Below are 22,409 nucleotides of genomic sequence, written 5' to 3'. Positions count from 1 at the left end.
TTGACTGCCGTGCTCATTGGGCATCTCCAGCCAGTTGCTTGAGGGCCTTGGCGAAGAAATCCCGACCGCCGAAGTTGCCGGATTTCAAGGCCAGGGCCAGCGGCTCGTCGCCCCCGCTGACAGTGGCCGGCACGCCTGGGTCGATCTGCGCGCCGATCTGCAACAGCTGCACGCCCAGGGCCTTGACCACCGCACCGGAAGTTTCGCCACCGGCAATCACAAAGCGCCGCACGCCAGCCTGGCGCAGCCCCTTGGCGATCTCGCCCAGGGCATTTTCCACCAGGGCCCCGGCACGCTCGACACCCAGTTGCTGCTGCACCGCCTTGACCTCGTCCGGGGTGCTGGTGGCGTAGATCAACACGGTGTGCTGGTGCTCGCGGGCAAAGGCCAGGGCTTGCGCCACCACCGGTTCGCCGGCCGCCAGGGCCATCGGATTGATACGCAGGGCCGGGCGATCGGCTTCAAGCCAGGCCGCAACCTGGCCAATGGTCGCTACCGAGGCACTGCCGGCCAGGACCACTTCGCCACCGGCAACGGTCGGCAGGCTCGACACATCGAAGTCTCGCAGCTTGCCGGCACGGCGGAAGTTCTCCGGCAGGCCCAGGGCCAACCCCGAGCCACCGGTCAGCAACGGCAGGTCGGCGCAGGCGGCGCCCAGGGTATAGAGGTCCTGGTCGGACAGCGCATCGGCGATGGCCATGCCCACGCCCTGGGCCCGCAGTTCGGCGATCCTCGTCCGAACCGCCTCGACGCCCTGGGCGATGCTGTCGTAGCGCAACAGGCCAACCTTCTGCGTGGTCTGGGATTGCAGTACGCGCACCAGGTTGGCGTCGGTCATCGGCGTCAACGGGTGATGCTGCATGCCCGACTCGCTGAGCAACTGGTCCTGGACAAACAGGTGGCCACGGAAAAGGGTCCGGCCGTTCTCCGGAAATGCCGGGCAGGCCAGGGTGAAGTCACTGCCCAGGGCCTTGAGCAAGGCCTCGCTGACCTGGCCGATATTGCCGGCGGCGGTGGAATCGAAAGTCGAGCAGTACTTGAAGAAGATCTGCTCGCAACCTTGCTCGCGCAGCCAGTTCAGTGCGGCGAGGGACTCGGCCACCGCGTCATTGACCGGCGTGGTGCGGGATTTGAGGGCGATGACGATGGCGTCGGCATCCAGCCCCGCCGCCACTTCGCGACTGGGGATGCCGATGCTTTGCACCGTGCGCATGCCGCCGCGAACCAGCATGTTGGCCAGGTCGGTGGCGCCGGTGAAGTCATCGGCGATGCAGCCCAGCAACGGGCGGGAAAGGGTCGGGCTCATGGGGCGGTCCTCACACAGACTCGGGCTTGGCGGTCGGCAACTCGATGCCCGGGAAAATCTTGATCACGGCCGAGTCATCCTCACGCCCGAAACCGGCGCTGGAAGCCTGCATGAACATCTGGTGCGCGGTGGCCGACAGCGGCAGCGGGAATTTGCTGGCGCGGGCGGTATCCAGGACCAGGCCCAGGTCCTTGACGAAAATATCCACCGCGGACAGCGGCGTGTAGTCGGCCTTGAGGATGTGCGGCACGCGGTTTTCAAACATCCACGAGTTGCCAGCGCTGTGGGTGATCACTTCGTACAGGGCGTCGGCGTCGACCCCTTCACGCAGGCCCAGGGCCATGGCTTCGGCGGAGGCGGCAATGTGCACCCCGGCCAGCAACTGGTTGATGATCTTGACCTTGGACCCCAGGCCATGGGCATCGCCCAGGCGGTAGACCTTGCCCGCCATGCCGGCCAGGATCGCCTCGGCCTTGGCGTAGGCTTCGGCCGGACCCGAGGTCATCATGGTCATTTCGCCGGCCGCAGCCTTGGCCGCACCACCGGAGATCGGCGCATCGAGGTACAGCAGGCCTTGCTCGGCCAGGCGCTGCCCGAGGTCCACGGCGTAGGTCGGGGCCACGGTGGCACAGCCGATCACCAGGCTGCCGGGGCGCAGGGCCGCAACCGCCGCACCGTCGCCGAACAACACGCTTTCAGTCTGCTCGGCGTTCACCACCACGGTGATGATCACGTCACATTCGGCGGCCATCTGCGCGGCGCTGGCACAAGCCACCCCGCCTTCACTGGCGAATTGCTCGGTGACCGCGGCGCGCACATCGCAGGCATGCACATTGAAGCCGCTGCGCAATAGCGAGCGGGCGATACCCAGGCCCATGGCACCGAGACCGACGACACCGACGTTTTTGTTATTCATGAGCAACTCCAGAAATAGGCGACGGCGTACCCTGCGCGGCAGCGCGCAGGCGGCGGGCCGCGTCGAGGGAATAGAGGTTGGCGCTGATCAGCGCGCTCCCGGGCAGCGCCTGTGCGGCGACGGGAGCTGCGAGCAGCGATACGGCGTGCCGGATTACCGCGGGGCTGACGCCAAAGGCGGCGGCCAGCAGCTCGACGGGTTCGGGGCGGGCAACGCGCAGCGAGGCATGCAAAGAGTGGGTGTGGGTCGACCGAGGAGCCTTGGCGCTCGGCGGGTGCAACGGGGCCTTGTCGTACATGAGGGCCATCCTGCTTGGTTTTGTTGTCAGGTTGGAACAGATAATCCACCAATGAACGGATTATGTGAAGTTATTTTTCAATCTAACATTTTTTAACATCGCCACTCACACACCCACCCTCCCCAACCTGCCTCGCTGCGCAACCGCCACCACCGATACCGCCCGCTCGGCGTCAGGGGCGCGACGGTTCTACCGCGCGTCGGCCAGCCTCGATCATCGGCCGAACAGCGCCTGCAACCCTGACCTGGATCAGTTCAAGCGCCCAGGGCCGGGTCAATGCTCAGGACACAGGGCCACCGACTGACGGTAGCGCCCCTCATCGCACTGGCGTTGACCCCCTTGCCGGGCTGGTGCCTGATGCTGAGTCCCGCAATGTTTGGATAAGGATGATTCGACATGGCAACGATCCAAGTTCTCGCAGGTGACTTCCTGCAAGGTGATGGCGAATACCGCAACGGCAGCTTCAAGCTGAAGACCGCCTTCAATACTTCCCCCGGCGTGGTGCTCAAGGCCTCGGCCTTCAAGACCCTGGAAATCGCCACCCAGGATTCCGTCGCCAACAAGGATGCACTGGGCTTCGGCATCGCCGGGGCAATGCTCCTGGGGCCGGTGGGCGCAATTGCCGGTTACCTGATGGCAGGCACCCAGACCGAAGTGACGTTTCTCGGCACCTTCAATGACGGTCGGCAATTACTGGCTGCCACCGACAGTCAGACTTATCGGGATATATCCCGGCAATTGAGCGCGCCATAATCTCCCTTCATTAATTACAACAGTGCTCACGGATATAGTCCCTGAGCACTGACTTGTAATAACGGCGCAATGAACCACGACAACAAATAGCACACTGCCATAAATCAGCCGACTTCCTGTACATTTCCTGTCTGACGCCAATTAATACACTCATCCGGGTGGTTTTAATGTTGACTTCAACCCCCCTCGCCAGTAAATTGCGCGGGCCGGCAACACCGGCCATTTTTCAACTCACTAAAGAAGCCAATGGACACAGTATCTAGACGCTGTCTGGCCGCTGCCTCTGCGCAGAACCAGGCACTAACCCAGGCAATGACGGGACTCGACTCTTCGGTCGGGTGAGCTGCGCTAGAGCTTGATGCTCCATCGTAACTTGCCTCCACCGGAGCCAGTCCGGTCGCGAGGTAATGTTATGAACTTCAAATCCACAGTAATGCCAGGCGTACGCGCCTTTGCTTCGACGATGCGCGTCAAGCTGTGCCGTGAGCGCAGCGTCGCGGCACGCTCGCCCTTCTCCACCCCCTGCGCCCGTACCCAGGCCCACCTGCGGTCCAATTGGCGCGTCTGCCCGGCCACCGGTCAGCTCCAGCAACGCTGGTGTGTCGATGACAGCCAGGACCCACCGAGTCGGAGTATCGCGCAGCTGTTCCAGCAGGCCGGGATGATCTACAGCCTGTACCTCGGAACCCGCACTTTCCACTGATCCGAAGACACTTCGTGTTCTTCCCGAGCGTTTTCCTTATATAAGGAATTCGGCAACTTACTGTTGCCCGCTTTAAATCAAATCAATGGGAGCCTGTTATGGAAGAGGCCAGTAGTAGGTTCGCTGTATATCCATTGTCACGGAGTATGCAGCGAACGTTAAAACCAATAACACGCAACTACCTGAATCGATCGCTTACTTGCGGCTCGACATACTTTCGCTCGTCTTTAATCAGGTGAGTTGTTTGTGTGTCGTGCCGCAAGACTGCGGCAGGAGCACACGCAATGACTACAGCAGTAAAAAAACCCAAGGCCCACAACGGCAACGCGTCCAGCGACGAAAACAAGCTGTCGATGCGTGCGGCCCGGGAAGCCCAGAACAGCCTTGACGTGACCCTGGGCAACGTCAAATCCAACACCAATGGCCTGACCGAACTCGACGCCGAGGGCCGACTGCACCGGGACGGCTTCAACGAAGTGGCCCACGACCACCCACCCCACGCCCTGGTGCAATTGCTCCAGGCCTTCAACAACCCCTTCATCTATGTGCTGATGACCCTGACCGGCATCAGCTTCATCACTGACTTCTGGCTGCCGCTGCAAGACGGCGAAGAAACCGACCTCACCGGGGTCATCATTGTCCTGGTCATGGTCCTGGCCAGCGGCCTGATGCGCTTCTGGCAGGAACACCGTTCGGCCAAGGCCGCCGAGGCCCTCAAGGCCATGGTGCGGACCACCGCCGCAGTCCTGCGCCGCGAGCAAATGGGCATGCAGGCCCAACTGCGCGAAGTGCCGATGCGCGACCTGGTCGTGGGCGACATCGTGCGCCTGTCGGCGGGCGACATGATCCCGGCCGATATCCGCCTGATCGAATCCCGTGATCTGTTTATCAGCCAGGCCGTGCTGACCGGCGAAGCCTTGCCGGTGGAGAAGTACGACACCCTGGGCGCGGTCCAGGAAAAGTCCGCCAGCAGCGTCGCCGCCGACCAGCAGGACCTGCTCGACCTGCCGAACATCTGCTTCATGGGCACCAACGTGGTCAGCGGCACCGCCACGGCCGTGGTGGTGGCCACCGGTTCGCGCACCTACTTCGGTTCTCTGGCCCGCTCCATTGTCGGCACCCGCACCCAGACTGCGTTCGACCGTGGGGTCAACAGCGTCAGCTGGCTGCTGATCCGCTTCATGCTGGTGATGGTGCCGATCGTGCTGCTGATCAACGGCTTCACCAAGGGTGACTGGACCGAAGCCTTCATGTTCGCCCTGGCGGTGGCCGTCGGCCTGACCCCGGAAATGCTGCCGATGATCGTCAGCGCCAACCTGGCCAAGGGCGCCGCCGCCATGGCCAAGCGCAAGGTGGTGGTCAAGCGCCTGAATGCGATCCAGAACTTCGGCGCCATGGACGTGCTCTGCACCGACAAGACCGGCACCCTGACCCAGGACCGGATCATCCTCGAACGTCACGTCGACATTGCCGGCGGGCGCTGCGACCAGGTGCTGCAACTGGCCTGGCTCAACAGCTACCACCAGAGCGGCATGAAAAACCTGATGGACCGCGCCGTGGTGCGCTTCGCCGAAGAAAACCCCAAGTTCAGCCCGCCCCAGGCCTGGACCAAGGTCGACGAACTGCCGTTTGACTTCGTGCGTCGCCGTCTCTCGGTGATCCTCGCGGACGACACCGGCCATCACCTGATGGTGTGCAAGGGCGCGGTCGAGGAAATGCTCGAAACCGCCACCCAGGTACGCCAGGACGGCAAGGTCGTCGAACTCGACGCCGAGCGCCGCGCCGCACTGCTGGAGCAGGCCGAGGAATACAACCGCGACGGTTTCCGCGTGCTGCTGGTGGGCACCCGCGACCTGGCACCCGACGCGATCCGTACGCAGTACAACGCCAGCGACGAACGCGAGCTGGTCATCGAAGGCCTGCTGACCTTCCTCGATCCGCCCAAGGAAACCGCTGGTCCGGCCATTGCCGCCCTGCGTGAAAACGGCGTAGTGGTCAAAGTCCTGACCGGCGACAACCCGATCGTCACCGCCAAGATCTGCCGCGAAGTCGGCCTGGAAGTCGGCGTGCCGGTACTGGGTCGCGACATCGAGCAAATGGATGACGTGTCCCTCAGCCGCCTGGTGGAAGAGCGCACGGTCTTTGCCAAGCTGACCCCACTGCAGAAATCCCGGGTGCTCAAGGCCCTGCAGGCCAACGGGCACACCGTGGGCTTCCTCGGCGACGGTATCAACGATGCTCCGGCGCTGCGCGATGCCGACGTCGGTATCTCGGTGGACAGCGGGACCGATATCGCCAAGGAATCGGCAGATATCATCCTCCTGGAAAAGAGCCTGATGGTGCTGGAGGAAGGGGTGATCAAGGGTCGCGAGACCTTCGGCAACATCATGAAGTACCTGAACATGACCGCCAGCTCCAACTTCGGCAACGTGTTCTCGGTGCTGGTGGCCAGTGCCTTCATCCCGTTCCTGCCGATGCTGGCGATCCACCTGCTGTTGCAAAACCTGATGTACGACTTCTCCCAGCTGGCCCTGCCGTGGGACAAGATGGACAAGGAATACCTGAGCAAGCCGCGCAAGTGGGACGCCAACAACATTGGCCGTTTCATGCTGTGGATCGGGCCAACCTCGTCGATCTTCGACATCTCCACCTTCGCCCTGATGTGGTTCGTGTTCGCCGCCAACAGCGTGGAAATGGCCGCCCTGTTCCAATCCGGCTGGTTCATCGAAGGCCTGCTGTCGCAGACCCTGGTGGTGCACATGCTGCGGACCCGCAAGATCCCGTTCATCCAGAGCACCGCTGCGTTGCCGGTAATGCTGGCCACCGGCCTGGTGATGGCGCTGGGGATCTACGTACCGTTCTCGCCGCTGGGCGCGATGGTCGGCCTGGTACCGCTGCCGTGGGAATACTTCCCGTGGCTGGTCGGCACCCTGCTCTGCTACTGCGTCGTGGCCCAGACCATGAAGACCATCTACATCCGCCGCTTCAAGCAGTGGTTCTAAGCACCTGAGCCCAGGGTGGCCGGCCGGTTTGGCGGCCACCCTGGATCGGCAACGGCTCCTCCCAACACCCTGGGGAGAACAGCAATGCGACTGATCCAATACCTGTGGCAACCACTTGATCGGGCCCTGCGTGCACTGCTGGTGATCGGCCTGTCGAACAGCGCCAGGCTACTCACCGCCCTCAGCGTCCGGCTCTATGCCAGGGGCTGGCTGAGCGCGGTTGAAGTCCGATTTCTCCTGGCGTTCAGCAGCGCCATCAACCGCACCTCGATCCGGGTTGCGGCCCGCTAGACAATGAAACAGTTCAAGGAGAGTCCTCATGTCGGGAACTACTCTGCTAATCAATCTCGCTGGTTCCATCGCCCTGTTGCTGTGGGGCACCCATATGATTTCCTCGGCCCTGCTGCGCGGTTTCGGCACGCAGTTGCGTCAGTGGCTGGGGCAAAACCTGACAAACCGCTGGATGGCCCTGGCCTGTGGCATCGGCATCACTGGGGTGCTGCAGAGCAGCACCGCCGTCAGCCTGATGGCCACCTCTTTTACCGCCGCCGGGACCCTGAGCCTGGCGCCGGCGCTGGCAGTGATGCTGGGCGCCAATATCGGCTCGACCCTGGTGGTGCAACTGCTGAGTTTCGATATCTCGATCGTCACCCCGCTGGTGCTGCTGGTCGGCTTTATCGTGTTCCGCCTGCGGGACGACTCACGCTTCGAAAGCCTGGGCTGCGCCCTGATCGGCCTGGGCCTGATGCTGCTGGCCCTGCGCATGCTCGGCGCCACCCTGGGCGACGTCGAAGGCTCGGCGATATTCCAACTGCTGATGCGCAGCCTGGACGGCGAACTGCTGCTGGCGCTGCTGGTGGCCACGGTGCTGGCCTGGGTCTGCCACTCCAGCGTCGCGGTGGTGTTGCTGGTTGCGTCCCTGGCCGGCGCCGGCCTGCTTTCACCCTCCACCAGCATGGCCCTGGTGCTGGGGGTGAACATCGGCGGCGCCCTGCCTTCGCTGGTCAACGCCGGCTCCAGCGTGGCCCGGCGCCTGCCCCTGGGCAATTTTCTGGTGCGCCTGAGCGGGGTGCTGATGCTGTTGCCCTGGGTGCCGTTGCTGGCCCAGCCCCAACTTCTCGGCCAACTGCCGCCGGCACTGCTGGTGGTGGGTGTGCACAGCGCCTTCAGCCTGGTGCTGGCCCTGCTGTTCATCGGCCTCACCGGGCCCCTTGCCGCCCTGCTCACCCGGCTGCTGCCGGAGCCCGAGCGGGTGGTCGACCCCGGGATGCCGCTGTACCTGGACGAATCCGGCCTGGAAGTGGCCAACATCGGCCTGGCCAACGCCGCCCGCGAAGCCCTGCGCATGGCCGACATGCTGTCGAGCATGCTCAGCCGGGTGCTGCAACTGCTGCGCACTTCGGAGCAGGCCAGCGCCGATGAAGTGCGGCGCATCGACCAGTCCCTGGACCTGCTCAGCGCGGCGATCCGCGCCTACCTGGCGGATATCGGCAAGGAGGGCATCAGCGACCAGGATGCCGACCGTTCCCAGGAGATCCTGATGTTCGTGATCAACCTGGAACACGCCGGCGACATTCTCTCCACCAGCCTCGCGCAATTGGCGGCGCGGCGCCTGCGTCGGGGCGAGCACTTCTCGGCCTTCGAACTCGGCACCCTGTACCCGTTGCACCGTGAAGTCCTCGAAAGCCTGAGCCTGGCGGTGACCGTGTTCCTGCGCGAAGACCTGCCCACCGCACACCAGCTGGTCAGCCGCAAGGAAGTGGTGAGAAGGCTCGAAGCCATGGCCAGTCGCGAGCACTTCCGGACCTTGCGCGAAGACAAGAGCGCCTGGGCCGAGTCCGGCGATATTTTCCAGCGCCTGCTGCGCGACTACCGCCGCGTGCATCACCACATCGCCGCCCTGGCGTACCCGGCCCTGGAACGCGCCGGGGAACGCGACATCAACAGCAGCCTGGCCGGTGACGGCCTGGCAGACGCTCCCGACACCATTGACCGCAAGGAACCAGAGCAATGCGCATCCTGATCTGCGCCGGGCGCCACTACGCCGACACCCACCTGTGCCGGCGGGTGCTGGAAGCCTTCCAGCGCATGCACGAAGTGCGGGTGCTGATTCACGGCGGCAGCCAGTTCCTGGGGGCGGAAATCGAAGACTGGGCCCGAGAGATCGGTGCCGACATCGTGCGCTATCCGCCCAACTGGCAGCTCCACGGCAAGCACGCCGAGCGCCTGCGCAATGCCTTCATGCTCAAGGACAGTCGCCCGGACCTGGTGATTGCCTTGCCCGGCGGCGAGGACACCGAAGAGCTGCTGGCCCGGGCCAAGGCCCAGGGCATTCAGACCCTGTCGGTCACTGACCGGCAATAACCCACCCCTTTCCACCCACAACGAGCCTTCCTCATGAACGAAGAACCCAGCAGGCGCTGTGCCCCCTTTGCGAGCCTTGATCCGCTCACCACCTGCGTCCCCTTTCGAACGCCCCCTGCGTGCCAGCACGCAGGGCGCATCGCCCCGACCCTGACGGAGTTCCACCATGCTCAAGCCCAAGCGTCATAGCGCCCCCAACCCGGGCCCATTCACTTCCATCAGCAACAGCCTGCCGCCGTCCCGGGTACGGATGCTGCGGCGTAACCTGCAGTTCATCAGCCTGATCCTGGTGTTGATCGTGCTGCTGTCCCTGTTCTCCACCGCACGTGCCGCGGGGGGTGCCTATGTGGTGGACGATGGCGGGATCAACGCCCCGGGGGAATGCAACGTCGACCTCTGGCACCAGAGCAATCGGCATGACCATTCCAGCCAGCAGACCGTGCTGTCGCCGGCCTGCACCTTCCAGGCCCTGCCCTGGGCCCAACTGGGCGTCGAAGTGCAGCACGGCCGGGAAGACGGCGCTTCCGAGACGCAACTGAGCCCGCAGCTCAAGGCGCAATTGTGGGACCGTGAAGACCTCGGCCTGCAACTGGCCCTGGCCACCTCGGCGCACGTGGCCCTGAACCGCAGCCACGCCTTTGACGGCGCCGACTTCAACCTGCCCCTGACCTACTCGCCCATCCAGGCCCTGCGCCTGAACCTCAACGCCGGCTGGAGCCATGCCTACGATGACGGCCAGCGCAATCACCGCTGGACCTGGGGTACAGGACTGGAGTACGACCTGGCCGAGAGCCTGACCCTGATCGCCGAACGCTACGGCCAGCGTGGCGGCGATAACGCCTGGCAAGCCGGGCCCAGGCTGCATGTCGGTCAACGCATCGACCTCGACCTCGTGCTCGGACAAAACCTCAACCAGACCCGCGACCGCTGGCTAAGCACCGGCGCCACCCTGCGCTTCTAACCCTGTAGCCGCTGCCGAGGCACAAGGCTGCGCTGGCCCTCATGGGCGCCGTAATCCACCCGAGAGAAATACGGCGTTTTACAGGGCCAGCGTCCGAATGCGGCCCGAGCCTGCGGCAGCGGCTACAAGGTTATTGGCGGTAATCGGGGGCGGTGCGGTCGAGGAGGCGCAGCAGAGCGGACCAGGCCAATTGCATCGCGTCGGGGTCGTTGAGCTCACCCTCTTCCAGGGGCCTTGCGGGGTCATTGAACTGGCGTTCGGTGTATTCGCACACATCCGCCGGTGGCAACACCAGCTCTCCTGCAGCCTGGGCCGCGAGCTGGATTTCGCAGGCTTTCTCCAGGTAATACATGCGCAGAAACGCCTGGCTGACGCTCTCGCCCACGGTCAACAGACCATGGTTGCGCAGCATCAGCACCGGTTTGTCTCCCAGGTCCGCCACCAACCGTTGCTGCTCGCCCATGTCCAGGGCCACGCCTTCGTAATCGTGATAGGCCACGCGCCCGTAAAACTCCATGGAAATCTGGTTCACCGGCAGCAAGCCGCACTTGAGCGCCGCCACCGCGCAACCAGAGCGGGTGTGGGTGTGCAGCACGCACTGGGCATCCTCGCGGGCGCCGTGGATCGCACTGTGAATCACGAACCCCGCCGGGTTCACCGGGTACGGCGAGGCCTCCACCGCACGCCCGTCGAGGCCGATCTTGACCAGGTTCGACGCGGTGATTTCGTCGAACATCAGGCCATAGGGGTTGATCAGGAAATGGTGTTCCGGCCCCGGCAGGCGCACCGAGATATGGGTAAAGATCAGGTCGGTCATGCGAAAGTGCGCAACCAACCGGTAACAGGCCGCCAGCTCTTCGCGCAGGCGCTGTTCAGTGGCGCTGCGCTCGGGGCCGGCAGTTGCAGGGACGGCGCCAAGCGGCGGTGCAAGGGTGTTCATCATCAGGTTCTCCAGGCTGATCGGCTGCGCGAACAATAGGGCTGGACGCCAACGGACGTCCAGCCCGCCCCGCCACTACTTGCTGGCCCAGGCGTTGAAGCGCTCTTCGAGCTCCTCGCCATGGTCGACCCAGAACTCGACGTTCATCGACAACGCCCCCGTCAGGTTCTGCGCCGAGGTCGGCACCCATTGCGCCAGCTTCGGATCGAGCTGCGCCGCAGCCTGGGTATTGGTCGGCCCATAGGGGATCTGCTGCACGTAATTGACCTGCACTTCAGGCTGGTTGGCGAAGGCGATAAAGCGCTTGGCCTGGTCGACATGCCGCGAGCCCTTGATGATCGCCCAGTAATCCATGCCATACAGGCTGCCCGGCCAGACCAGCGCCAGGGGGCTGCCACCCTGGGCCGCCGAAGCGATCCGGCCGCTGTAGGTCGAGGTCATCACCACATCGCCGGCGCTCAGCCATTGCGCCGGTTGCGCGCCGGCCTCCCACCACTGGATGTAGGGCTTGAGCTCACCCAGCTTGGCGAACGCGCGGTCGACACCGGCGGGGGTCGCCAGGACCTTGTACACGTCCTCGACCTTGACCCCGTCCGCCATCAGGGCGAACTCCAGGTTGTACACCGCGCGTTTGCGCAGGCCACGCTTGCCGGGGATTTTCTTCACGTCCCAGAAATCCGCCCAGGAGGTTGGCGCCTGGGCCAGCTTCTGGCGGTCATAGGCAATCGCCACGCTCCAGACCAGGGCCGCTGAGCCACAGTCTTGCGCGGCATCGGGAATCAACTGCTCGGCATGCCCCAGGACCTTCCAGTCAAGGCGCTCGTACATGCCCTCCTCGCAGCCGCGCATCAAATCCGGGCCTTCGATCTGCACCACATCCCAGTCGACGCTGCCGGTGTCGACCATGACTTTGATCCGCGCCATCTCGCCGTTGTATTCGCTCTGGATCAGCTTGCTGCCGTCGGCCTTGCTGAAGGGCTGGAAGATCGCCACGTCCTGGGCTTTTTGTCCGGCTCCGCCGTACCCGACCACCACCATGTCCGGCGCTGCCTGGGCGCTGCCCAGCCCGGCAGCCAGCAGCAGGAACAACGGATAAAGGCCCTGTTTGCGCGTGTTCGATTTCATCATTGGTTCCTCGTGCAGGTCCCCCTTGGGTCATCGCCGCCAGGGTCCTTTTTTATTGTTGTGAGGGTGGCCCCAGGAGCGGGCACAAAACGAAGCTACTGCAACCACAAGTAAAAAAACAAGTTGATTTTTTACTGAGGGTAAATTTCTATAGGCCAATAATAAAAATGCCGAATACCCGCCTTCGCGTCTTCGGCCCGCCTGGAGCTTTCCCATGTCGACGCCGTCCTCCGCCTTCACGCACCTGTTCGAGCCGTTGCAGATCCGTGGCAAACGCCTGAAGAACCGCATCATGTCCAGCGGTCACGACACCTCCATGCCCACCGACAACCTGGTCAACGAGCAGTTGATCGCCTACCACCGGGCGCGGGCCGAGGGCGGCGTCGGGTTGATCGTGCTGCAGGTGGCCGGGGTCCATGACAGTGCGCGCTACACCTCCCACGTGCTGATGGCCACCGATGACGCCTGCATCGACGGCTACCGGCGCCTGGCCGAAACCTGCCACGCCCACGGCACCCTGGTGCTGTCGCAGATCTTCCACCCGGGGCGCGAGATCATGGAGTCCAGCGACGGCCTGCTGGCCGTGGCCTATTCGGCCTCGGCGGTGCCCAATGAACGGTTCCGGGTCATGCCCCGGGCCCTGGACCAGGGGATGATCGACGAAATCATCCGCGGTTACGCCAGTGCCGCCCGGCGCCTGCACCAGGCCGGGCTGGATGGCGTGGAGGTGGTGGCCAGCCATGGCTACCTGCCGGCGCAATTCATCAACCCCCGGGTCAACCAGCGCAGCGATGGCTACAACGGCGACCTGGAGCAACGCCTGCGATTTGTCCGCGAGGTGATCGCCGCGATCCGCGCCAGCACCGACGAGCAGTTCATCATCGGCCTGCGCATCAGCGCCGATGAACGCGACCCCGAGGGCCTGAGCGAGGACGATTCCCTGGCCGCGGTGCAGGCCCTGCAACGGGAGCTGGATTACGTGCACATCGTCGCCGGCACCTCGGCATCCCTGGGCGGCGCAGTGCATATCGTGCCGCCGATGGCGATCGAGGCCGCGTACCTGGCCCGTGAGGCCGGGACCTTCAAGGCCGGCCTGCAGATTCCGCTGTTTGTCACCGGGCGCATCAACCAGCCCCAGGAAGCCGAACTGATCCTGGCCCGTGGCCAGGCCGACGTGTGCGGCATGACCCGTGCACTGATCTGCGACCCGCAAATGCCCAACAAGACCGACAGCGGGCGCGCTGAAGATGTGCGCGCCTGCATCGCCTGCAACCAGGCCTGCATCGGCCACTTCCATAAAGGCTTGCCGATTTCCTGCATCCAGCACCCGGAAACCGGGCGCGAATTGCAATTCGGTACCTTGCACAGCAGCGCCCGGCCCAAGCGAATCATGGTCGCCGGCGGCGGCCCGGCCGGGATGAAGGCCGCCGCGGTGGCCGCGCAACGGGGGCATGAGGTCACGCTCTACGAGGCCAGTGCGCAACTGGGCGGCCAGGTGCTGCTGGCGCAGTTGCTGCCACGGCGCAGCGAGTTCGGCGGTGCCAGCACCAACCTGCAACGCGAGATGCAACTGGCCGGGGTGCGGGTGGTGCGCAATACCCGGGTCGACCGGGCGCTGGTGGAACGCGAGCGCCCGGACCTGGTGATCATTGCCACCGGCGCCGAGCCCTATTGGCCGGCCTTTGAGCGTGGCGGCGAACTGCAAGTGGTGGATGCCTGGCAGGTGCTGCGCGACGAGGTGCAACTGGGGCGCTCGGTGGTGGTGGTGGACTGGCGCTGCGACTGGATCGGCCCCGGCATCGCCGAACGCCTGGTGCGCGCCGGGCATCAGGTGCAACTGGCGGTCAACGGCACCCACTGCGGGGAAAACCTGCCGCTCTACGTGCGCGACCAACTGGCCGGCGAGCTGCATCGACTGGCCATCCCGATCATTCCCTATGCGCGCCTGTACGGCTGCGACGACAACACGGTGTACCTGCAACACACCGCCAGCGGCGAACCCATGCTCCTGGAAAACATCGACAGCCTGGTGCTGTGCCAGGGTCACCAAGTGGTCGACACCCTGGGCGACGAGCTGCAGGGGCTGGTGGAGTTTCGCCGGATCGGCGACTGCCTGGCGCCGCGCACCGCCGAAGAAGCGATCTACGAAGGCTTGAAAGTCGCCTGGGAGCTGTAAGGCTGTTTTATACTCCGCACCTTTTCCAGGATCGGGCGCCCCGGCGCGCCCACCTCCACGGTTCGGAGCACGCCATGAGCAACAGCAGCAAGATGCCGCCTGCCACCAGCGCGCCCCCGCCCGACGGCAACGCGGCGGGCCCGCAGTTTCTCGGCACACGGATCCGCGGCCTGCGCAAACGCCGCGGCATGACCCTGACCGAGCTGGCGCAAAACAGCGAGCTGACTGCGGGTTACATCAGCCAGTTGGAACGCAACCTGGCGTATCCGTCGATTCCGGCGCTGTTCAACATCGCCCGCAGCCTGGGCGTGACCATCCAGTGGTTCTTCGCCAGCGAAACCAATACCGCGCCTGAAGACCAGGGTTACGTGGTGCGCCGGCAAAACCGCATGAGCGTGCATTACGAAAACGGCATCGTCGACCAGTTGCTGACCCCGCAGCCGACAAGGCAGCTGGAGTTCCTGCATTCGCGTTTTCCTCCGGGCACCTACAGCCAGCTCAGCTACAGCCACGAAGGCGAAGAAGCCGGCTACCTGCTGGCCGGCAGCTTTGAGCTGTGGGTCGGTGAACGGCACTTCCAGCTCAACGAGGGCGACAGCTTCAGTTTTTCCAGCCAGGAACCCCATCGCTACGGCAACCCGGGCCAGGTCGATGCGCTGGTGCTGTGGGTCATCACCCCCCCAACCTTTTAGTTTTCAGGCCATAAGTCATGCACCATTTGATCCGGCACAACGCCCCATGAGCCGCCTGCCCTCGCTCCAGATCGACCTGACCAACATCCAGGACGCACCGCAGCTGCATGCACTGCTGCGCGATGCCCTGGGTTTCCCGCATTGGTATGGCTGCAACTGGGACGCCTTCTGGGACGCCATCAGCGCCCTGGTGGAGATGCCCGAACAGCTGGTTTTCGAGCACTGGCCGGGGTTCGCCGAACGCCTGCCCCGCGAGGCGCGGATGATTCAGGAGTGCCTGGAGCGACTCAAGCAGCTCTATCCCGAACAGGCCTGCCAAACCCATTACCGCTAAGCCACACCCCTTATCCAACAAGGAAGAAGATCCCTCGAATGGCCTTTATCTCCCGCAACAACACCCTGGCTGGCCTGCTGCTGGTCGCGGCCACCCTCCACGGTTCGCTGGCTCAGGCCCAGACCAAGTCCTTCGAAGAGCGCAAGCAGCAGATCCACGCCATGGACCAACAGGTCTCGGCCGAGGGCAGCGCCCGCAAGGAGCGCTCCGAAGCCCTGCTGCGTGCCGAGGGTGTGCCGCTGCCGGCGGGCCTGCCGGCGATCGCCACCCAAGCCAACGCCCACCCGCGCAGCACTGACGCCGTCGCCTACCGCGCCATGGCCTTGCTGGTGGTCGCGGCCAAGGGCAGCGGCCTGGACCAGCCGACGGTGGACAAACTGGTCGAGGGCTACAACCTGACCCCGCGCTTTACCCCGGAAGAAAGCCTGTTTATCGCCAACCCCCAGCCCTCAGAAGAGCAGCGCATCAAGTTCTCCTGGCGCTACGAATCGGCCTGGGTCCTGCTCTGGGCCCTGGGCTATGTCGACACCCTGGACAAGCCGCAGAACGTCTGCGACGTCAACAGCGCCGCGGCCATCATGCTCAAGCGCACCCCTGAGGAGTTTATCGCCGACGCCAAGCCGCGCCCGCTGCAAGAAGTCCTCGACCAGACCGACCGCACCTACCGCTATGACTGGAATGTGGTCGAAGCCCGCATGAAAAACACCGCGCCCCCGGCCGGCCTCGACGCCAGCGTGACCTATGAACGCCACTACGCATTCAACTGGTTGATGGGCTACATGGGTCAGGAATGGGACGACGTCAATACCGATACCTGACAGGAAAACCGCCTGCGCTACGGCCTCATTACTTGGCCGCTGCGCAGCGCCGGCCGGCCCAGCAGCAGCCAGCGCCCTCGCCCCACCTGAAGCGCTGGCTGCCCACTGATAGGCCTGACGCACGACCCTGTTTTTTTCAAGGAGCCATCGGATGGTCAATGTGTTGTTTATCTGCAGTCAGAACCGCCTGCGCAGCCCCACTGCCGAGCAGGTGTTTGCCGATTGGCCGGGGGTCGAGACCGCCTCGGCCGGGATCAACCACGATGCCCAGGTGCCGGTGTGCCCGGAACTTCTGGAGTGGGCGGACCTGATCCTGGTCATGGAACCCCGGCACCGCAGCAAACTGTCGAGCAAATTCAAGCCGCACCTGCGGGACAAAAAGATCATCTGCCTGAACATCCCCGATGATTTCGAGTTCATGGCCCCGGAGTTGATCGAGATCCTGCGCAAGCAGGTGCCGCAGTTTTTGCCAGACTGAATCCCACCGTCACTCAAGGATCGAGCCGCTATGGCCCTGGAACTGTTCGACCTGCCGACCTGCCATGTGCTGCTGGAGATCGAGAACTATCAGTTCCCCGGGCACACGGATCGCCTGGATGCCAACTGGCTGCAGGTTCGCGGCCGGATCGAAGACCCGCGCGGCAGCTGGAGCTTTGTCGACCCCTGCCTGACCACCCAGGAACTGCTGAAACTGGAACGTTGGCTGGGGGCCCTGGATCCCGGCGCGCCGGCCATCCAGTCCTGCTACTTCACCGAGCCTTGCCTGGCGTTTCACTTCAACCCCGGGCCGCACCCGGTCCTGGAGCTGGTGTTGTCCCACGAGGCCGCGCCCCCCTGGGCCAGCGCCGAGCAACGCCTGGAAGGCGTGTCGTTGCAGGTGCCGCTGTCCACCAACAGGCCCGAGGTGCTGCAAGCCAGGGTCCAGGGATTGATCGCACGCTTCCCGGTTGTGCCTTGATGAACCGCTGAGCGACATCAGCGCGCCAGCAAGGCCTCACTCAAGGCCGCCGAGGCGTTGTACAGCGCCATCCTGCCGCGCAACAGCACCTGGGCGCTGCGCCGATAGGCCGCCGCGTCGATCAGCACCTGCTCGCCGTCCAGACGTGCGGTGATCAGGGTGTCGAGCACGCCGGCAGGGTTTTCGATCGACAGCGGGAATTCACCCACGCTGGCGCCCAGGGCCTGGGGCGCGCTGAGCACGTCATGGGCCACCGTGCCCTCGATCAGGCACGCCGCCGCCAGGCAGCAGCCACCGGAAACCGCCAGGGACGGATGGGCGCTTTGCGGGGTGAAGTAGCGGGTGTTGATATGGCCACCGGCCTGTGCCGGGCTGACGATGCAGATTTTTGGCAGGGTCTCGCTGCGCCGCAGTTCATCGGCGCTCATCAGGGCGCCGCTGCGATTGCGCAGTTGCATGCGCTGGCCGCCTTCGACCAGCAGATCGCTCAGGGCCGACTTGAACACCGGATCGGCGTCCAGCTGCGCTGGCGTTTCATAACCGCTTTTGCCCAGGTCGGCGGCGTTGACGATGATCATCGGCACTGCGACGTCGATGCAGGTCGCGGCAATGCCATTGAGCCTGTCGCGGCGCAGGCCGCTGGGAAACAACGCCCCGGTCTTGGCCCCCACCGGGTCGTGCAGAAACAGATCGACCCCGGGAAACACCCCGTTGACCCCAGGGATCCGGGTATCGCTGAGCAGACGGCCGTTGGCAAACCCCAGGCGCGCATAGAGCGTGGTCCGGGTGTTGGTATTGAAGATTTCGATCTGCGCCGTCGGCTCCTCAGGTGCCAGCCAGCCCCGGGCCAGGGCATAGAGCGGCAAGGCGGCCGACATATTGCCGCAGTTGACGCTCCAGTCGATGTGGCTCTTGCCGGCCGCCAGTTGCGCCAGGGTGCTGGTCATGCGCGTCTCGCCGGGCCTGCGCTCGACGATAAACACCTTGTTGCTGGTGGGGATGCCCCGGCCCAGCCCGGTGATCTGGGTGTTGCCCGGCCAGTCCCCCACCAGCGGCACGCCCATCATGTGGCGCAGCAACTCCTCCAGCAGCGCTTCGTCTTCGGGAACCGCCTCCCGGGCCAGGACCAACCCGGTCGAGGTGCCGCCGCGCATGTGAAACACCGGAAACTGAAGAATGCCGGCGTCAAGCGTGCAGCGCTGCGGGTCTGTGTTCATGGTCGGCTCGGGGCGATTGGCGAAGTCAGGGGGCAAAGCCTAAAGCCGTTGCCCGGCCTTTGACCAGCCCTACGCTGGCGCCGCTCATGAATAGGCACCCACCACCCGCCGCACCTTGAGCAAGGCCTCGCGCAGCGCCCCCATCTCCAGCGAGCCCAAGGCCAGGCGCAGCGCATGGGGAACATGGGCCGAGGTGGCGAACGGTTCGGCCGTGGACACCGACACCTGCTCACGCAGCAACTCCATGGCGATCTGGTCCGCGCGGACCTCTTCGGCCAGGGGCAGCCACAAAAAGTACGAAGAGGGGTGGCGCACCACCGGCAACCCCGCCAGCACCTGGTCGGCCAGGGCCTGCCGGGCCTCGGCGTCGGCGCGTTTTTGCGCCTCCAGCCGAGCGACCGTGCCATCGTCGATCCAGGCACAGGCAATCGCCGTCAGCATCCCTGCGGTGTTCCAGGTGGTGGCCCTGATACTGCGCTCCAGCGCCGGCACCTGCGGCAGGGGCGCGGCGATAAAACCAACCCGCAGGCCGGTGGCGACACTCTTGGAAAACCCGGACACATACAGCGTTCTTTCCGGCGCCAGGGCAGCAATCGGCGGCGGCGCCTCGGCGGCCAGAAACGCATAGGCCCCATCCTCGATGATCGACAGCCCATGCTCGCGCGCAATCGCCACCAGTTGCCGGCGCTGTTCCAGCGCCATCACCCAGCCCATGGGGTTGTGCAGGGTCGGCATGGTGTAGACCGCCCGCACCGAACGCTGGCGGCACAGTTGGTCGAGGGCGTCGAGGTCCGGCCCCTCGGCCGTTGCAGGGATTGGCAGCACTTCAAGGTGCAGGGATTCGGCCAGCACCTTGAACCCCGAGTAGGTCAGCGCGTCGGCGGCGATCACATCCCCCGGTTGCAGCAGCGCCATCAGCGCCACCGCCAAGCCATGCTGGGCGCCGCTGACGATCAGCACCTGCTCGGCCTGCACCTGCAACCCGCGGCTCAGCAGGTGATGTGCGACGCCAGCCCGCTCATGCAAACGCCCGGCATGGGGCTGGTAGCGCAGCAGGGATTCCAGGTCACCGGACAACGCCAACTGGCGCAGGGCCGTGCGCAGCAGGTCGGCCTGCCCGGGAACCGAGGGGTAGTTGAAGTTGAGGTCGAGCATGCCCGCCACCACATCCGGCTGATCGATACCCTGACCCGGTGGCAGCGCGGTCTCCCGGACAAAGGTGCCGCGCCCGGTTTCGCCGCTGACCAGGCCCATGGCCTCCAGTTCGGCGTAGACCCGGCTGGCAGTGACCAGGGCCAGCCGGTGCTCGGCCGCCAGTTGGCGATGGGTCGGCAGGCGCGTACCGGGCGCCAGGCGCCCAGCACGAATGTCGGCGGCGAAGCTATCAACCAGGGCTTTATAGCGGGCGCGAGGCATGAGTAATGTATCCATGACAATTTTTTGATTGTATCGGGAGCGGGTCATAGCATGCGCTTCATGCCACCCGTCATGCCACTGCAATTCTGACCCTGGCCCTGCCCTTTCCCTCCCTGCAATCGAGTGTGCCCCTGATGGAACAGACATCGACCCCAACCCACCCGACTCTGGAAAAAACCTCCAGCGGCTGGCTCAACGGATTGATCGGCGTGATTATCTTCAGCGGCTCGCTGCCCGCGACCCGGGTCGCGGTGCTGGAGTTCGACCCGGTGTTTCTGACCGTCGCCCGGGCCACCATCGCCGGCCTCCTGGCGCTGTGCATGCTGCTCGCGTTCAAGCAGCCGCGCCCTGCCCGCAGCCAGGTGCTGCCGTTGTTGATTGTCGCCATCGGCGTGGTGCTGGGCTTTCCGCTATTGACCGCCCTGGCCCTGCAATATGTGACCTCCGCCCACTCCATCGTGTTTCTCGGCATGCTGCCCCTGGCGACGGCGGTGTTCGGCGTGTTGCGCGGCGGCGAACGGCCGCGTCCGGTGTTCTGGCTGTTCTCGATCCTGGGCAGCGCGCTGGTGATGGGTTTCGCCCTGTCCCAGGGCCTGAGCGCAGCGCCTGAAGGCGACATCCTGATGCTGTTGGCGGTGCTGATCTGTGGCCTGGGTTACGCCGAAGGCGCCCGCCTATCGCGCAGCCTGGGCGGCTGGCAGGTGATCTGCTGGGCGCTGGTGCTGGCCTTGCCGGTCATGGCCGGGGCCACCTGGCTGCTGGCCCCGGCCCGCTTTGCCGGCATCAGCCTGCCGGCCTGGCTGAGCCTGGGCTACGTGTCGCTGTTCAGCATGCTGATCGGCTTCGTGTTCTGGTATCGCGGCCTGGCCCAGGGCGGCATTGCCGCCGTCGGCCAGTTGCAGTTGCTGCAACCCTTCTTCGGCCTGGCGCTGGCCGCGACCCTGCTCCACGAACAGGTCAGCCTGGGCATGCTCGGGGTCACCGTGGCCGTGATCGCCTGCGTGGCCGGGGCCAAGCGGTTTTCCCGCTAGCCCGGCGCACCTTCGCGAGACTCAGGCGCGGCGCGCCAGCAACAGCACCGAGGCCGCCGCCGACAACAAGGCGGCGCAGCAGCGATTGAAGATGCGCTTGCCCGCGGGCTGGGCAAACCAGCGCCGCATGTACAGCCCCATAAAGGCGTAGCCACTGATGGCGATCCACTCCAGCACCAGGAACAACCCGCCCAGCACCAGGAACTGCGCAGAGATCGGTGCAGCCGGATCGACGAACTGCGGCAGGAACGCAGTGAAGATCAGGATGGCCTTGGGGTTGCCGATGGCCACCAGGAACTCCTGTCGCGCCAGGGCCAGCAACCCCAGGGACGCGGTGTTGCTCTCGGCCTCGACCCGGGTATCGGCACGCCATAACTGATACGCCAGGTACAACAGGTAGCCCGCACCGAGGATCTTGATCCCGTAGAACAGCAGCTCCGAGGCTTGCAGCACCACCGCCAGCCCGGCCGACGCCAGGGCGATCATCAGCGAAAACGCCAGCAGCCGACCCACGCCAGCCAGGCACGACGTGCGAAAGCCGTAGGTCGTGGCATTCCTGACCGACAGCAGGTTATTCGGCCCGGGGGCCATATTCAGGGCGAAGCAGGCCGGGAGGAACAGCGCCAGGGTGGCCAGGTTCATGGGAGCTCCAAGTGCAGGTGGGGTGACGGTTTTTAGTCAAGACCGGAAAACTTAAAGAGCATCCGGGCGCGATGCAAGCGCCAGTGCAAGCCACCCTTCCATAGTCCACCCCCCCATCACTCATTCAGGGTTTCGTTGACCGCCCTGTGGGTTTTAACCAACCGCGCTTCAAACCGTTTTACGCTGCAGATCCAGCGTGGTGCCGATCAGTCGGGTGAAGATACTCAGCAACTCCATGGTCTCCGGGTTTTCCAGTTTTCTGGGCAACGCATCGAGGGCGCATAAGGTGCCGAAAACCGTGCCGTCGGCGAAAACGATCGGCAGTGAGATATAGCTTTCAAAACCATGGTGCTTGGGCAGCGGGTGCTCGGAGAACACCGGGTCAAGGCTGGCGTGTTCGATCACGATCGGCTTGCGGGCCAGGCGCAGCTGATTGCACAGGGTGGCCTCGATCAAGAGTTCATCGCCCACATTCACGCCGAACTGCAATTCGTCATGCACCGCGCAGGCGACCCAATGGGTGTCGGTCATCTTGGAAATCGCGGCGAATCGCATACGGGTCAAACGGGTGGTCAGCCTCAGGATATTTGAGGTGACTTCTATTTCAGCAATCGCAGCCCGTTCTTCAGCGGTAAGATTTTTTATGACCAACACTCCTGACAATAATTAAAAAACCACCCTCCCCCCGGCATGGACGCCATAGCGCCCCCCTGAACATCCTGCGGTTGCCATCGGCCGCTTGCGGGTTGTGCCGAAC

The 22,409-nt window shown here is 64.5% G+C and carries 23 protein-coding genes; 14 read left to right on the top strand and 9 right to left on the bottom strand.

All coding sequences use genetic code 11. From position 1 onward, the window contains the following. Nucleotides 1–13: 13 nt before the first annotated feature. Genes otnK through JFU57_RS21235 form a run of 3 tightly spaced genes read right to left on the bottom strand, consistent with a single transcriptional unit; the run spans nt 14 to nt 2,520 of the window. Entirely contained in the window at nt 14–1,306 is a 1,293-nt protein-coding gene (gene otnK / locus JFU57_RS21245) for a 3-oxo-tetronate kinase (RefSeq protein ID WP_201130678.1), read from the bottom strand. A gap of 10 nt (nt 1,307–1,316) precedes the next feature. Next, nucleotides 1,317–2,222, bottom strand: a complete 906-nt coding sequence (gene ltnD, locus JFU57_RS21240; protein WP_020298321.1) for an L-threonate dehydrogenase — start codon at nt 2,220–2,222, stop codon at nt 1,317–1,319. Continuing rightward, nucleotides 2,215–2,520, bottom strand: a complete 306-nt coding sequence (locus JFU57_RS21235; protein WP_078471373.1) for a hypothetical protein — start codon at nt 2,518–2,520, stop codon at nt 2,215–2,217. Before JFU57_RS21235 ends, ltnD begins: the two co-directional genes overlap by 8 nt. 396 nt (nt 2,521–2,916) lie before the next feature. Here JFU57_RS21235 and JFU57_RS21230 point away from each other — a divergent pair, with 396 nt between their 5' ends. The 7 genes from JFU57_RS21230 to JFU57_RS21200 all read left to right on the top strand — a co-directional run bounded on the left by JFU57_RS21230 (nt 2,917) and on the right by JFU57_RS21200 (nt 10,303). Continuing rightward, nucleotides 2,917–3,273 (top strand): hypothetical protein, encoded by a 357-nt coding sequence (locus JFU57_RS21230; RefSeq protein ID WP_201130677.1) that lies wholly within the window; start codon nt 2,917–2,919, stop codon nt 3,271–3,273. Nucleotides 3,274–3,685: 412 nt separating this feature from the next. Continuing rightward, nucleotides 3,686–3,976, top strand: coding sequence for a hypothetical protein (locus JFU57_RS21225; RefSeq protein WP_078471375.1), 291 nt, complete (start codon nt 3,686–3,688; stop codon nt 3,974–3,976). Between the two features lie 284 nt (nt 3,977–4,260). Further along, nucleotides 4,261–6,978 (top strand): magnesium-translocating P-type ATPase, encoded by a 2,718-nt coding sequence (gene mgtA, locus JFU57_RS21220; protein WP_078471376.1) that lies wholly within the window; start codon nt 4,261–4,263, stop codon nt 6,976–6,978. Between the two features lie 84 nt (nt 6,979–7,062). Further along, nucleotides 7,063–7,269, top strand: coding sequence for a hypothetical protein (locus tag JFU57_RS21215; RefSeq protein ID WP_078471377.1), 207 nt, complete (start codon nt 7,063–7,065; stop codon nt 7,267–7,269). Nucleotides 7,270–7,297: 28 nt separating this feature from the next. Next, on the top strand, nt 7,298–9,001 hold the full coding sequence (locus JFU57_RS21210; RefSeq protein WP_078471378.1) for a Na/Pi cotransporter family protein: 1,704 nt from the start codon (nt 7,298–7,300) through the stop codon (nt 8,999–9,001). Continuing rightward, nucleotides 8,989–9,342 (top strand): DUF2493 domain-containing protein, encoded by a 354-nt coding sequence (locus tag JFU57_RS21205; protein WP_078471379.1) that lies wholly within the window; start codon nt 8,989–8,991, stop codon nt 9,340–9,342. Before JFU57_RS21210 ends, JFU57_RS21205 begins: the two co-directional genes overlap by 13 nt. Nucleotides 9,343–9,508: 166 nt before the next feature. Continuing rightward, nucleotides 9,509–10,303, top strand: a complete 795-nt coding sequence (locus JFU57_RS21200) for a hypothetical protein (protein ID WP_078471380.1) — start codon at nt 9,509–9,511, stop codon at nt 10,301–10,303. 130 nt (nt 10,304–10,433) lie between these two features. Here JFU57_RS21200 and JFU57_RS21195 read toward each other — a convergent pair whose 3' ends face one another. Both JFU57_RS21195 and JFU57_RS21190 read right to left on the bottom strand, forming a co-directional pair. Next, nucleotides 10,434–11,246 (bottom strand): class II aldolase/adducin family protein, encoded by an 813-nt coding sequence (locus tag JFU57_RS21195; protein WP_446739665.1) that lies wholly within the window; start codon nt 11,244–11,246, stop codon nt 10,434–10,436. A 72-nt stretch (nt 11,247–11,318) separates the two neighbouring features. Beyond that, a complete protein-coding gene (locus tag JFU57_RS21190) occupies nt 11,319–12,368 on the bottom strand; it encodes an ABC transporter substrate-binding protein (RefSeq protein WP_078471381.1) in 1,050 nt (349 codons plus the stop codon). 214 nt (nt 12,369–12,582) lie between these two features. Here JFU57_RS21190 and JFU57_RS21185 point away from each other — a divergent pair, with 214 nt between their 5' ends. The 6 genes from JFU57_RS21185 (at nt 12,583) to JFU57_RS21160 (ending at nt 17,346) form a co-directional block, all read left to right on the top strand. Further along, a complete protein-coding gene (locus JFU57_RS21185) occupies nt 12,583–14,544 on the top strand; it encodes an oxidoreductase (RefSeq protein ID WP_078471382.1) in 1,962 nt (653 codons plus the stop codon). Between the two features lie 92 nt (nt 14,545–14,636). After that, nucleotides 14,637–15,236, top strand: coding sequence for a helix-turn-helix domain-containing protein (locus JFU57_RS21180; RefSeq protein WP_201132164.1), 600 nt, complete (start codon nt 14,637–14,639; stop codon nt 15,234–15,236). Between the two features lie 46 nt (nt 15,237–15,282). Then, complete coding sequence (locus tag JFU57_RS21175; RefSeq protein ID WP_201130676.1) at nt 15,283–15,570, top strand: barstar family protein; 288 nt, start codon at nt 15,283–15,285, stop codon at nt 15,568–15,570. A gap of 38 nt (nt 15,571–15,608) precedes the next feature. After that, complete coding sequence (locus JFU57_RS21170; RefSeq protein WP_201130675.1) at nt 15,609–16,388, top strand: DUF4272 domain-containing protein; 780 nt, start codon at nt 15,609–15,611, stop codon at nt 16,386–16,388. Nucleotides 16,389–16,539: 151 nt separating this feature from the next. Beyond that, complete coding sequence (locus tag JFU57_RS21165) at nt 16,540–16,866, top strand: low molecular weight protein tyrosine phosphatase family protein (RefSeq protein ID WP_020298306.1); 327 nt, start codon at nt 16,540–16,542, stop codon at nt 16,864–16,866. A gap of 30 nt (nt 16,867–16,896) precedes the next feature. Continuing rightward, the gene (locus tag JFU57_RS21160; protein WP_178102964.1) at nt 16,897–17,346 is read left to right on the top strand and encodes a WapI family immunity protein; all 450 of its coding nucleotides are present in this window, start codon (nt 16,897–16,899) and stop codon (nt 17,344–17,346) included. A gap of 17 nt (nt 17,347–17,363) precedes the next feature. On the opposite strand, the gene JFU57_RS21155 is transcribed toward JFU57_RS21160, so the two are convergent. Together JFU57_RS21155 and JFU57_RS21150 are read right to left on the bottom strand one after the other, a co-directional pair. Further along, nucleotides 17,364–18,563 carry a PrpF domain-containing protein gene (locus JFU57_RS21155; protein WP_201130674.1) on the bottom strand — a complete coding sequence of 400 codons (1,200 nt, stop codon included), beginning with the start codon at nt 18,561–18,563 and terminating at the stop codon, nt 17,364–17,366. 84 nt (nt 18,564–18,647) lie between these two features. Then, nucleotides 18,648–19,979 (bottom strand): aminotransferase-like domain-containing protein, encoded by a 1,332-nt coding sequence (locus JFU57_RS21150; RefSeq protein ID WP_078471388.1) that lies wholly within the window; start codon nt 19,977–19,979, stop codon nt 18,648–18,650. Between the two features lie 134 nt (nt 19,980–20,113). Here JFU57_RS21150 and JFU57_RS21145 point away from each other — a divergent pair, with 134 nt between their 5' ends. Then, nucleotides 20,114–21,010, top strand: a complete 897-nt coding sequence (locus tag JFU57_RS21145; RefSeq protein WP_078471389.1) for a DMT family transporter — start codon at nt 20,114–20,116, stop codon at nt 21,008–21,010. A gap of 21 nt (nt 21,011–21,031) precedes the next feature. Here JFU57_RS21145 and JFU57_RS21140 read toward each other — a convergent pair whose 3' ends face one another. Both JFU57_RS21140 and JFU57_RS21135 read right to left on the bottom strand, forming a co-directional pair. Further along, nucleotides 21,032–21,652 (bottom strand): LysE family translocator, encoded by a 621-nt coding sequence (locus JFU57_RS21140; RefSeq protein ID WP_201130673.1) that lies wholly within the window; start codon nt 21,650–21,652, stop codon nt 21,032–21,034. 168 nt (nt 21,653–21,820) lie between these two features. Then, on the bottom strand, nt 21,821–22,297 hold the full coding sequence (locus tag JFU57_RS21135; protein ID WP_421547586.1) for a GAF domain-containing protein: 477 nt from the start codon (nt 22,295–22,297) through the stop codon (nt 21,821–21,823). Nucleotides 22,298–22,409 lie beyond the last annotated feature (112 nt).

The sequence above is a fragment of the Pseudomonas sp. TH07 genome (assembly GCF_016651285.1).
Lineage (GTDB): Bacteria > Pseudomonadota > Gammaproteobacteria > Pseudomonadales > Pseudomonadaceae > Aquipseudomonas.
Note: the sequence above shows the minus strand (reverse complement) of the source record. Positions and strands in the feature narration are given on the sequence as shown.